At 65.2% G+C, this 11,089-nt stretch carries 10 protein-coding genes and 4 pseudogenes; 6 read left to right on the top strand and 8 right to left on the bottom strand.

Annotated features, from left to right (window positions below):
• Positions 1–80: 80 nt before the first annotated feature.
• From HUU95_RS01975 to HUU95_RS02000, 7 genes and pseudogenes are all read right to left on the bottom strand, one after another.
• Positions 81–660: pseudogene (locus HUU95_RS01975) on the bottom strand (IS3 family transposase); the annotation flags it as partial.
• A gap of 222 nt (positions 661–882) precedes the next feature.
• A pseudogene (locus HUU95_RS01980) lies at positions 883–1,916 on the bottom strand (IS256 family transposase); the annotation flags it as partial.
• A 138-nt stretch (positions 1,917–2,054) separates the two neighbouring features.
• A pseudogene (locus tag HUU95_RS01985) lies at positions 2,055–2,533 on the bottom strand (transposase); the annotation flags it as partial.
• A gap of 91 nt (positions 2,534–2,624) precedes the next feature.
• Positions 2,625–2,843, bottom strand: a pseudogene (locus HUU95_RS01990) (transposase); the annotation flags it as partial.
• Positions 2,844–2,964: 121 nt separating this feature from the next.
• Positions 2,965–3,093, bottom strand: coding sequence for a hypothetical protein (locus HUU95_RS14675; RefSeq protein WP_302480084.1), 129 nt, complete (start codon positions 3,091–3,093; stop codon positions 2,965–2,967).
• A gap of 97 nt (positions 3,094–3,190) precedes the next feature.
• On the bottom strand, positions 3,191–3,817 hold the full coding sequence (locus tag HUU95_RS14415) for a PEPxxWA-CTERM sorting domain-containing protein (protein WP_254602561.1): 627 nt from the start codon (positions 3,815–3,817) through the stop codon (positions 3,191–3,193).
• A gap of 226 nt (positions 3,818–4,043) precedes the next feature.
• Positions 4,044–4,801, bottom strand: a protein-coding gene (locus HUU95_RS02000; RefSeq protein ID WP_174278560.1) for an IS5 family transposase whose coding sequence is annotated in 2 segments (ribosomal slippage) — positions 4,044–4,477 and positions 4,477–4,801 — 759 coding nt in all. Because the reading frame shifts where the segments join, the coding sequence is not laid out codon by codon here.
• Positions 4,802–5,261: 460 nt separating this feature from the next.
• Between HUU95_RS02000 and HUU95_RS02005 the strand changes: the two genes are divergently transcribed.
• The 6 genes from HUU95_RS02005 (at position 5,262) to HUU95_RS02030 (ending at position 9,958) form a co-directional block, all read left to right on the top strand.
• On the top strand, positions 5,262–5,891 hold the full coding sequence (locus tag HUU95_RS02005; RefSeq protein WP_254602562.1) for a S41 family peptidase: 630 nt from the start codon (positions 5,262–5,264) through the stop codon (positions 5,889–5,891).
• A gap of 196 nt (positions 5,892–6,087) precedes the next feature.
• A complete protein-coding gene (locus tag HUU95_RS02010; protein ID WP_174278561.1) occupies positions 6,088–6,996 on the top strand; it encodes an ABC transporter ATP-binding protein in 909 nt (302 codons plus the stop codon).
• The gene (locus HUU95_RS02015) at positions 6,993–7,745 is read left to right on the top strand and encodes an ABC transporter permease (protein ID WP_174278562.1); all 753 of its coding nucleotides are present in this window, start codon (positions 6,993–6,995) and stop codon (positions 7,743–7,745) included. Before HUU95_RS02010 ends, HUU95_RS02015 begins: the two co-directional genes overlap by 4 nt.
• Positions 7,715–8,836: a sensor histidine kinase gene (locus tag HUU95_RS02020; RefSeq protein WP_254602563.1), complete on the top strand. Its 1,122-nt coding sequence runs from the start codon at positions 7,715–7,717 to the stop codon at positions 8,834–8,836. Before HUU95_RS02015 ends, HUU95_RS02020 begins: the two co-directional genes overlap by 31 nt.
• On the top strand, positions 8,833–9,438 hold the full coding sequence (locus HUU95_RS02025; protein WP_174278563.1) for a response regulator transcription factor: 606 nt from the start codon (positions 8,833–8,835) through the stop codon (positions 9,436–9,438). The genes HUU95_RS02020 and HUU95_RS02025 overlap by 4 nt, the downstream gene beginning before the upstream one ends.
• A gap of 88 nt (positions 9,439–9,526) precedes the next feature.
• Positions 9,527–9,958, top strand: a complete 432-nt coding sequence (locus tag HUU95_RS02030; protein ID WP_174278564.1) for a GFA family protein — start codon at positions 9,527–9,529, stop codon at positions 9,956–9,958.
• Positions 9,959–10,199: 241 nt separating this feature from the next.
• Here HUU95_RS02030 and HUU95_RS02035 read toward each other — a convergent pair whose 3' ends face one another.
• Positions 10,200–10,805, bottom strand: a complete 606-nt coding sequence (locus HUU95_RS02035; RefSeq protein ID WP_174278565.1) for a DUF892 family protein — start codon at positions 10,803–10,805, stop codon at positions 10,200–10,202.
• Positions 10,806–11,089: the final 284 nt, after the last annotated feature.

Below are 11,089 nucleotides of genomic sequence, written 5' to 3' on the forward strand. Positions count from 1 at the left end.
CAAGCGTGGCATAGTCCCGCACGACCGGGTCACCCCTCAACGGAAACCCCGGGTCAGCTCTCAGCAGAAATCAACAGGTCGATGCCGGCGCGAGCTCCGGGGACCGAGGCGTAGGCGTGGAGGTACACCTCCTCGTATTTCACCGAGCGCCAGAGGCGCTCCACGAACACAATGTCGCGCCAGCAGCCTTTCCCGTCCATGCCTGATGGCGATCTTCTCGCGGTGAAGGACGGCGGTGAACGCCGTGCTCGTAAACTGCGACCCCTGGTCGCTGTTGAAGATCGCCGGTTTGCCGTAGCGGGCCAGCGCTTCCTCCACCGCCTCGATGCAGAACTCGGCATCGAGCGAGATCGACACCCGCCACGCCAGCACGCGCCGGGTGAACCAGTCGACGATGGCGACGAGGTGGACGAAGCCGCACGCCATGGGGACGTAGGTGATGTCCGTCGCCCAGACCTGGTTGGGCCTCGTCACCGCCAGCTTGCGCAGCAGGTAGGGATAGATCTTGTGCCCCGGTGCCGGCTTCGACGTGTTCGGCCGGCGATAGATTGCCTCGATGCGCATCCGCTTCATCAGCGTCGCGACATGCAGCCGACCGACGCTCACGCCCTCCTGCCGGAGCAGATCACGCAGCATCCGGCTACCGGCGAACAGGTGGTGTCCGTCAAGGTGGTGTAATTTCTGGTGTGGCACCGGGCCGCATCGATCAGGCGGCCTTGGGTGTAAGTTGTAGCGGGGGCACCTCGTAGATCTGTGGTGTGGCGAGGGCGGCCATGCCCTCGATCTGCATGTAGCGGTTCTGGAGCTGGTACTCGTCATTCTGTCGAGGAGCACGGCGCCGATGAGGCGGGTGATGCTGTCCTCGTTGGGGAAGATGCCGACGACGTCGGCGCGCCGCTTCACCTCCTTGTTAAGCCGTTCGAGCGGGTTGGTGCTGTGCAGCTTCACGCGGTGCTGCTCGGGGAAGGTCATGTAGGCGAGCACGTCGTGCTCGGCGTTGTCCATGCAGGCGCCGAGCTTGGGCCAGCGGGCGCGGAGTTGGTCGGCGACGTGACGCCAGGTCTGGGTGGCGGCGGCATGATCCGGTGGGAGGAAGACCTGTCGGATCGCGGCGGCGACCATGGTGTTCTGGCCCTTGGACACGTGCGCCAGCGCGTTGCGCATGAAGTGGACGCGGCAGCGCTGCCAGGTGGCACCGACGACGCGGGTGATGGCGACCTTCAGGCCTTCGTGCGCGTCGCTGATGACCAGCTTCACGCCCTTGAGCCCGCGCCGGACGAGATCGCGCAGGAAGGTCGACCAGAACGGCTCGGCCTCGCTTGGGCCGATGTGGAGCCCGACGATCTCGCGCTTGCCCTCGATGGTGACGGCAACGGCGATTATGGCGGCGACGCTGACGATGCGGCCGCCCTCGCGGACCTTGAGATAGGTAGCGTCCAGCCTGAGATATGGCCACTCGCCCGCCAGCGGGCGCTTCAGGAACGCGTTCACGCGCTCATCGATGTCCTTGCACAGCTTGCAGACCGACGACTTGGAGATGCTGCTCATCCCCATCGCTTGGACCAGATCGGCGACACGCCGCGTGCTGACGCCGGCGATCCAGGCCTCTTGGATGACGCTGACCAGCGCCTTCTCCACCGTCTTTCTGGGCTCCAGGAAGCCTGGAAATACGCCCCGGTCCTGAGCTTGGGGATCTTCAGGTTGAGCGTGCCGAGCCGGGTGTCCAGGCTGCGGTCGCGGTACCCGTTGCGCCACGTGCTGCGCTCGCCGGATCGTTCGTGGCGGCCGGCACCGATGAGGCCGTCGACGTCGGCCTCCATGATGATCTGCAACACGCTCTCGGCGACGCTGCGCAGGAAATCGCCGTCTCCGGTCTTCGCCATCAGCTCGGCTAGCGGTAGTCTGTCGTCAGTCATCGGGAAAAAACTCCTCGGGTGTTGGTGAAGCTCGACCCTTCCACCTTAACCGATGAGCCCGGTGGCCACCGAGACGCCGACGCCGGGGTGAGGCCTCGGCCCCACCCCAGCATACACCGTCATCTACACAAGAAATTCACCACGAGCGCGGACGCTAACGGCGAACGGGTAGAGCAGATGCAGTTCGTCGATCCGACGCATGATCGCCAGATCGCTGTCCGACACCGGCCGCGGCAGATAGCGGATGCTGCCGCGGCTATGCCGAGCTGCTGCGCCTGGGCGAACAGCGGCAGCGCATGGCCCCGGTCGATCATCGCTTTGCGCTCGGCAACAGACCGGCCTTCCGAGCGCACCGGCCAAGAATCGTTCGCCAGCGTCAGCTCGCCGATCTTCGCGTGCAGCACCGTTACGTCGATCGCCGGCTCTGCGGGGGGCGGCTCCGACCCGAACACGTCCGCCGCACCCTCCGAAAGTCGCGCCCGCCACTGGTTAATGAGGTTGGGATGCACGTCATACTGCTGCGCCAGCTCGGCCAGCGTCTTCTCGCCCTTCACGGCGGCCAGTGCCACCTTGGCCTTGAAAACCGGGCTGTGGTTCCGGCGCGGTCGCTTGCTCATCTTGCCTCCTGCTCGCAGCCAGCATGGCCGCTGTCAGACCGGCTCCACTCATCCCCGCTGTGCAGTTTCCCCCGAACCACCTCTTCTGAAGAAAGATGCCCTTCTCTCCCCAGCGCTTCCACCGGTTGTGCAGCGTCTTGTGCGGGCCATAGTCGCTGGGCGCATCGCGCCAGCGCAGCCCGTTGCGGTTGACGAAAACAATCCCGCTCAGCACCCGCCGATCATCAACGCGCGGCTTACCGTGGCTCTTGGGAAAGTACGGCTGAAGCCGAACCATCTGCTCGTCCGTCAGCCAATACAGGTCGCTCATGCCCAGTCTCCTCACGAAGCCTGAATCAGATCGCGACCTTCACATCAATGGGTCCTGACCCTGGTCAATCAGGCCGGCGTTGGGTGCGAACGACTTAGCGGCAAACATGACGTCATTCAGTTCAGCGCTCTCCGCAGGCAATCGTAACGGCGAGGTGGTCAGCCGTCGGTCCCGGCGCCGCGATCCCGTTGAGTTGCTGCGCCTCGATCACGTCGGCTCCGCGCTGCAGGATTACCGGATAACCTGCCAAGCTCGAGCGCTCATGCGCAACTAATGTATAACGCAAGGAGGCGCCATCCTCTATCGAGAACAGCGGCTCTCTGGCTAGTATTAGATGACGTACTATTTCAGACGAAGCGAACAGTCGTCGTCACGTTGCGCTGACGACGCATGGCGAAGCCAACGGCGCCAAACCCGATCATCATCATTGTCCAAGTGATAGGCTCGGGAACGGCACCGGTCGAAACTGGAGCGTTGATCATAAGATCGTCCAGTGCGAAATTAGTACCGCTTCCCCCAAAGCCAGCGCGCGGCGTACCGCCCACGCTGGTCAACACAACGTTGGTCAGTCCGGCCCAGCCAAACGTCTCGAGAGACGGTCCCGACGTGTTCACCTGAAAAACCTTAGAATAAGTCAGAGCCGCGCCGATGAAGCCGCTTACATTCACGGTCAGTCCGTCGTTGAATGCAGCCGTGAAATATCCGCTGTTCAAGGTGAAAGGTGTCGCGGACGAAAAACTGGCAGGTGCGCCGAACCCGTTAAAAGCGATGTTAGAGCCGGAAACGACACTGGCCGGATAGCCGGAACTCGCAAAATTCGATGCGGTAAGCGAATAGAGATTGTCCCAGTTCAATCCCGAGTAGCCGTCGGGTATTTCAGTCTCACCAAAGCCGTTCAGGCCTTCGAACGTGATTTGAGCCGCCATCGACGGCGCTGCAGTGCCGAGCGCAATGGTAACAAATGCAAGTTTCAATATGGAACTCATAACACCTCCCTCTATTTTCCTCTACTTCAAAAGATTACTGACACGCGCGCGCAACATTAACAAGACGCTAATCGCTGCGCCCTCACCTCATATCCCTGTTTGGGATGAACCAACCGCGCGAGCAGCGCGTCGGGGTCAGGATCCATCGGTTTGAGCTGTGGAGAGGTGACCCGGTTGTCTGCACAGGCACGTGGCTAGGGTCAGGACTCATTGGTCATAGCCAGAAGATGACGGTGGCGGCGAGAGCGACGGCGGAGAAGAAGACGGTGGGGCAGCGGTCGTAGCGAGTAGCAACGCGGCGCCAATCCTTGAGGCGCCCGAACATGATCTCGATGCGGCTGCGGCGTCGGTATCGGCGCTTGTCGTACCTGACGGGCTCGTTGCGGGATCGCCTGCCTGGAATGCAGGGCTGGATGCCTTTGGCATGGAGCGCGTCCCTGAACCAGTCGGCATCATAGCCGCGGGCGCCGAGCAGCCACTGCGCCTTGGGCAGGTCGCCGAGCAGTGCCGCTGCGCCGGTGTAGTCGCTGACCTGCCCGGCGGTCATGAAGAAGCTCAAGGGACGGCCGTTGGCATCGCTGACGGCGTGCAGCTTGGTGTTCATGCCGCCCTTGGTGCGACCGATCAGCCGCCCGAGACCCCCTTTTTAACCCGCAGGCTCGATGCCGTGCGGTGCGCCTTGAGGTAGGTCGCGTCGATCATAACGGTCTTCGGGTCGGCGCTTGCGGCAGCCAACCCTTCCATCATCTGAAGAAAGATGCCCTTCTCTCCCCAGCGCTTCCACCGGTTGTACAGCGTCTTGTGCGGGCCATAGTCGCTGGGCGCATCGCGCCAGCGCAGCCCGTTGCGGTTGACGAAAACAATCCCGCTCAGCACCCGCCGATCATCAACGCGCGGCTTACCGTGGCTCTTGGGAAAGTACGGCTGAAGCCGCACCATCTGCTCGTCCGTCAGCCAATACAGGTCGCTCATCCGCAGACTCCTCGCAGAGCCTGAATCAGATCGCGACCCTCACATCAATGAGTCCCGACCCTAGCGGAAGCCGCTGGTCGAAAGGCTAGCGGCTTTTTGCTGGTGCGAAAGCTGCCGTTCCGCTGTCCACCAGGAGTCGCACGGGAGCAGCCGGTCAGCCATCACCAACCGACCGCATTCCGCGCAGGTGAAGCTAATGGCGTCCCTAAGGCACGCGCACAGGTGGCGCTGAGGAGCCGGCTTGCTGCGGACCGACCTGCATGGATCACATTGTCCGCAATGTGCGTGTTCAACTCCTTCGCTCGATTGCTAAAATACTGGAGAGCAACACAGGCACACCGGGTAGGTTGACGACCGTCGCCTCGATCAAAGATATGCAGAATGTGACCCCGATTGAGTTCAGATATTGCTCGACGAGCTGAGAGCCGCTCGACTGTCAGCCGGCTGGTCGCAACGAACCTTGGCGCAGCGGATCACCGCCAAGCTCCCCGACGTAGAGAGCCGGCTGCTGCCGGGCGGCTATGGTTACGTCGTAATACGCAGCTTCGCTGACCAGGCGGTGGTCGAAGCGTTCGACGCCGCCCTGCTCCGGTTCAGGGACACGCCGGGGCTGGTCATCGACGTGAGGCAGAACGGCGGCGGTGACACCGCAGTCGCGCGACCGATCATGGGTCGCTTCATCGCGGAGCGGACACCCTACGCCCGGATGCGCCGACGCGACGGCGACCATCTGAGCGATCCGTGGACCGAGGTCGTCGATCCACGCGGCCCCTTCACCTACACGGCGCCCGTCGCGGTGCTCACGACGCGGTGGAGCGCCAGCATGGCGGAGGGTTTCCCGATGGGCATGCGGGGCATCGGGCGTGCCACGATCGTCGGCACGCCGATGATGCGCCTCGGCGCAGGCGTGTTTCCCCTGCACCTCGACCGCACAGGCATCCAGCTGCAATATTCAGCAGAGCCGGTCTATGACGTGCATGATCGTGCGCGATCGCTTCTCGAACCCGATGTCCCCGTCTCTCCAACCGACGACATCCTTGCCGCCGGCATTGTGACGCTGGATGCAAAGCGGAAAGCGCCCTCGTATTGAGCAGTCGGCGGGGTGACCCATAAGGCGACATTCAGAGCCAGTCCGCGGCTCCCCGGAGTCTAGCATTCGTTCAGCATGCGCGGGACCAGCCATCGTCGGCACCTGACATCTGTCATGCCGATAACATGACGCTCGCCACTGCCGTTCCGAGTCGTTCAACCGCATGGTTCGCTAACCGGGAACAGGGAGCGGGCGAATGGATCAGGATTTGGCGGCCGCAGCGTCGCTGACGCGAGTGTCGAAGCGACTGCGCGGCAAGCCGGTACTGGCTGGGCTAGATCTCTCGATCCGCGCTGGTGAGGTGACAGCCCTGCTCGGCCCGAACGGCGCGGGCAAGTCGACCACCGCCGGCCTGCTAGTCGGGCGGCTCCAGCCCGATGCCGGCGAGGTGCGGCTGTATGGGCTCAGTCCAGACCGGCCGGCGGCACGCAGCCGGCTCGGCGTCATGCTCCAAGCGGCGGGTCTCCCCGACGTGATGACAGTCGGAGAGATGGTGACGCTGCAATCAGGCTATTACCGCGATCCGCGCCCGGTGGGAGAGACGCTGGCACTCGCCGGGCTGAGTGACCTCACGCAGCGCCGTTGCGGCACCCTCTCCGGCGGGCAGGCGCGGCGGGTGCAATATGCGCTCGCGATCTGTGGGCGGCCCGATCTCCTCGTCCTCGACGAGCCGACCGCGGCGATGGACCGCGCCTCGGCGCGCGCGCTGTGGGCGACGGTGCGCGATGCAGCGGCGGACGGAGCGGCGGTGCTGATGACCACGCACGACCTCGCCGAAGCCGATGCGCTTGCTGACCGCGTGGTGGTGATGGACGCCGGACGCATCGTCGCGGACGATACGCCCGCCGCGATCCGTGCACGTGCAGGGGGTGCGGTGATCCGCTGCCGCACCCCTCTCACGGCAGCGCACGCCGCCGCCTTCCCCGGCGTGCGGAACGCAACGGCCGACGGCGCCGAGCTCCGCCTCCTCACGACAGACGCGGCCGCGGCCGTCCGCCGCCTGCTCGATGCCGATCCCCTGCTCACCGATCTTCGCGTCCACGAAGCCGCACTGGAGGACGCCATTTCGAGCCTGCTCACCCGCGACGAAAGGATCGCCGCATGACCGACCTCGCCCTGCCCGTCGGGATCTGGCGCCGTGAATGCGCGGCCGAGCTGAAGCGCTCCTGGCGGCTGCCGCAATTCCTCGTGCCTACGGTGCTCACCCCTGCCGCTTTCTACGGCCTGTTCACGCTCGCCATCGCGCAGAACCGGTCCCCGGCAGCGGCCGTGGCGACGCTGGCCGGCTATGGCGTGTTCGCGGCGGTCGGCCCGGCGCTGTTCGGCTTCGGCGCGGGCGTGGCGATGGAGCGCGAGCAGGGGCTGATCGAGCTCAAGCGCGTCTCGCCGCTGCCCGCCGGCGCCTATGTCGCGGCCAAGCTCACGGCGGCCGTCGCGGCAACGGCGGCTGCGCTGACGCTGATCTACCTGTTGGCTATTGTCGCGGGCGCTTCGCTGTCGCCAAGGCAATGGCTATTGCTCACTATTCTGCACCTCGCGTCGACCGTCCCTTTCGCGTTGATCGGCTTCGGCCTCGGCATGCGGATGAGCGGCAAGGGAGCGGTGGCGGCGGCCAATGCGCTGTTCCTCGGCTCGGCGGTGCTCGGCGGTCTCTGGATCCCGTCGGCGATGCTGCCCGGCTGGATGCGCGCGATCGGCGAGGCGATGCCGTCCTACCATCTCGGCCAGCTCGCGCTCGGGATCGTCGGAATGCCGGTAATTGGGAGTGCCTGGACGCATGGCTCGGTCGTCGCGGGGATGACGGCTCTAGCAGCGATCTGGGCGTGGACCGGCTGGCGGCGGAGTCCGGCTTGACGGAACCGGCCGCAAGGCGCGACGACACCGTCATGCGGACGAAGGCGGAGCGCTGGTGGGACGGGCCGTGGCCGTGGCTGATCTACCTCGCCTTCTATGCCGTGCCCTGGCTGTGGGTCCGGCCCGCTGGCTGGCAGCTGGCGGCCTCGGCTGCGGGGCTGGCGGTGTTTCTGCCGGTCTACTTCGCCAGTCACCGCATGACGGGCCCGCGCCTGTTCACCACCGCCGCCGTTATGATGCTCGTCGGCGTCGCGCTGGCGCCGGTCGGCGGTGGCTGGACGGTGTTCCCGATCTACGCCGCATCGGAGGCGGGGCGTGCGCAGCCACCGCGTCGCGCGGCGGTGGCGATTGTGCTGATCGCGTTAGCGACGATTCTGACCGGGTTTGGCTGGCATCAGCCCCTGTTCTGGTGGGTGACGGGCGTGATGCTGGTGATCGCCACCGGCGGCGCGACGATTTCGCGCACGGCCTTCTACGCACGCACGCAGGCCCTGCTCGCCAGCCAGGAGGAGGTTCGCCGTCTGGCCGGGACCGCCGAGCGCGAGCGGATCACCCGCGATCTGCACGACGTGGTCGGCCGCACGCTGACGCTCGCCGCCCTCAAGGCCGATCTGGCCGCGAAGCTGACCGCGCTCGATCCGGCTCGTGCGGAAGCCGAGATGCGTGCGGTCGCCGAGATAACGCGCGCCGGGCTCGCAGAAGTGCGCGCGGCGCTCGCCGGGGAGGCCGGAAGCACGTTGGCGCACGAGATTACCGCCTCCCGAGAGGCACTCGCCGCAGCGGGAATCAGCACGAGTCTGGTGGGGAGCGCGGCTGCCATCCCCGCCGATGCCGGCGCGGTGCTGGCGATGACGCTGCGCGAGGCGGTGACCAACGTGATCCGCCATGCCGAAGCCGGCGCCTGTGCGATCGAGCTCGCGCTGGACGGACGATTGGCCCAGTTGGTTGTCGCCGATGACGGCGTCGGCCGCAGTTTCCGCGAGGGACTTGGGCTGGCGGGAATGCGCCAGCGGCTGACGGCAGCAGGCGGCTCGCTCAGCATCCAGCCCGACGCGCCCGGTACCCGGCTCGTCGCGGCGGTACCGACATGATCCGCATCGTCGTCGCGGAAGATCAGGCGCTGGTGCTGGGCGCGATTGCCGCACTGCTCGATCTGGAACCCGACATGCAGGTGATCGGACGCGCCGCCAACGGCGCCGCAGCGGTCGAGTGCGTCCGCGCGCTCACGCCGGACATTCTGCTCACCGACATCGAGATGCCGGAGATGACGGGCATCGACGCCGCTCGCCTGCTCTCGGACGAGGGAGCGACGACGCGGACGGTGATCGTCACTACCTTCGCGCGGCCGGGCTATCTGGCGCGCGCACGTGCAGCTGGGGTGCGGGGCTACCTCCTCAAGGACAGCCCGGTCGAGCAGCTCGCCGCCGCGATCCGCGAAGTCGCGCGTGGCGGGACTGTGGTGTCTGCCGACCTCGCTGCGGCTGCCTGGGACGCCGGTGCCGATCCGCTCACCCAGCGCGAGCGCGACACCCTGCGCTTGGCGGACGATGGGTTGTCGAACAAGGAGATCGCGGCGCGGCTCGCGCTGTCGCCGGGAACGGTGCGCAACTACCTGTCCGAGGCCGCCGCCAAGCTTAACGCTTCCAACCGGATCGAAGCGGGACGGATCGCGCGGCTTAACGGTTGGCTCTGACTTCGATTACACTCAGGCGCGCCATCCGTGCACCACGCGGATCTATGTAGACGCGGGTACACGAGATCGAACCGAGGGCGCAGAAGATATGATCAAAGGCGGATGCCGGTGCGGCGCGTGCAGATACGAGATCGCGATTGACGAACTGCCCCGGGTCTATGCGTGCCACTGCCACGTCTGTCAGCGGTGGACAGGTGGTGCATTCAGTTTGCAGGCGCTCGTGGCGGAAGACAGGCTCACCGTGGCCGGACCGGTTGTCGTCCAGGAGATCACGACCGAGGACCGCACATCGGTCCAGCGCTTCTGCGGGACGTGCCACGCACGAATCTACAACACGAACACGCGGCGGCCGGGAGTTTCGGTCGTGCGCGCCGGAACCCTCGATCGGTCGGAGGACCTCGACTGCGTCGCGCATATTTTCACGGCCTATCACCAGCGCTGGGTCGCCATACCCGCGGGCGTGCCAAGCTGGCCGGAAGCACCGCCGCCGGAGGACCTTGTGCGAGCGCTGACCGCCTAGACCCACTTGCGAACGTTCACCGCGAGTTTTCTAGTTCCCGATTGCGGCCGCTTGTTCATCTAATCAATCAGCCTGTGCCGACCGGCTGATCTTTCGAGCTCGCGCCATGTCGCACTGCATTGTGATCTGGGTCGTGATCGCCTCGATGGGTATGTGGTTGTTCGCCGGTAGCTCGCTAATGGATCACCCGTCGCTTGCTCCCGGCCGGCACTCGGCCGCGCCGACTACCAGCCTTCCAGCGTCACTTTGGCTGGCCCGCTTGCACGAGAGCGATCACGGCCAAAGCTCCGCCAAGCGTCAGCCCCACTATGAGGCCGGGGTGCATGGCCGCCGTGGTGGCAAGCGCCGCCTCGCCCGGATAGCGGGTCGACGGCGGGCGCGTCAGCAGGTGATCGTAAAGCTGGGTGAAGGCGCGATCGATCGCGCGGGTCTCGGCGAGCGTGCGTTCGAGAAGCTTGGCTGCTTCGGCGTGTCCGAGCGCGTGTGCGGCGCTACGCAGCGTGCCATACCTAGCGATGTAGAAGTGGGCTGCAACTTGCCCGTACTCGATGTTGAGTAGGTCGCGGTCGGCGGCGTCTTCGTGCTTGGCCGTTTCAAATTCATTGATATCGCAGATGCCCTGCATGGCGGGATCGTCTTTGGGGTCAGGCCTGACGCCAATCAAGTCAAAGACTTCATCCAATCGCCTCATCTGAACGATGTTCTGCTTCGATCCGGCCCCTAACATTTGTTTCAGCTTCGGCAGCGTCGTAATCTCATTGTTGCGCGCCGCCTGCGCCGCCCCCTGCCGATGCGCTCCATAGAGCAGGTGTAGCCCGTCCTCAAAGAGTTGCCGCTTCCCTGACATAGTTTCTGTCCTCATGTTTACTGTCATTGGCTCAGCGTCTGGCTAGGAATCTTTGCCAACGGCCCAACTGCCTGGCGTACAAAGTGAACGAGGGCTGGCCGGCTTGATCCACCGTCAGGCCGTCATCCGAAATGTTGAAGTAGTGTCGAGGCACCGTGCATCCACTAGTGACGCTCGGCAGGAACCGTTGCGCCGGACATCGGGGTAATGGTTTCGACCTCTCCTTTGCGCATCGTCACGTCTAGCCGGTCGATCCGCGCGGGCTTGGTGAGCAGCGCATTGGA

The organism is Sphingomonas bacterium, assembly GCF_903643065.1.
Taxonomy (GTDB): domain Bacteria; phylum Pseudomonadota; class Alphaproteobacteria; order Sphingomonadales; family Sphingomonadaceae; genus Sphingomonas.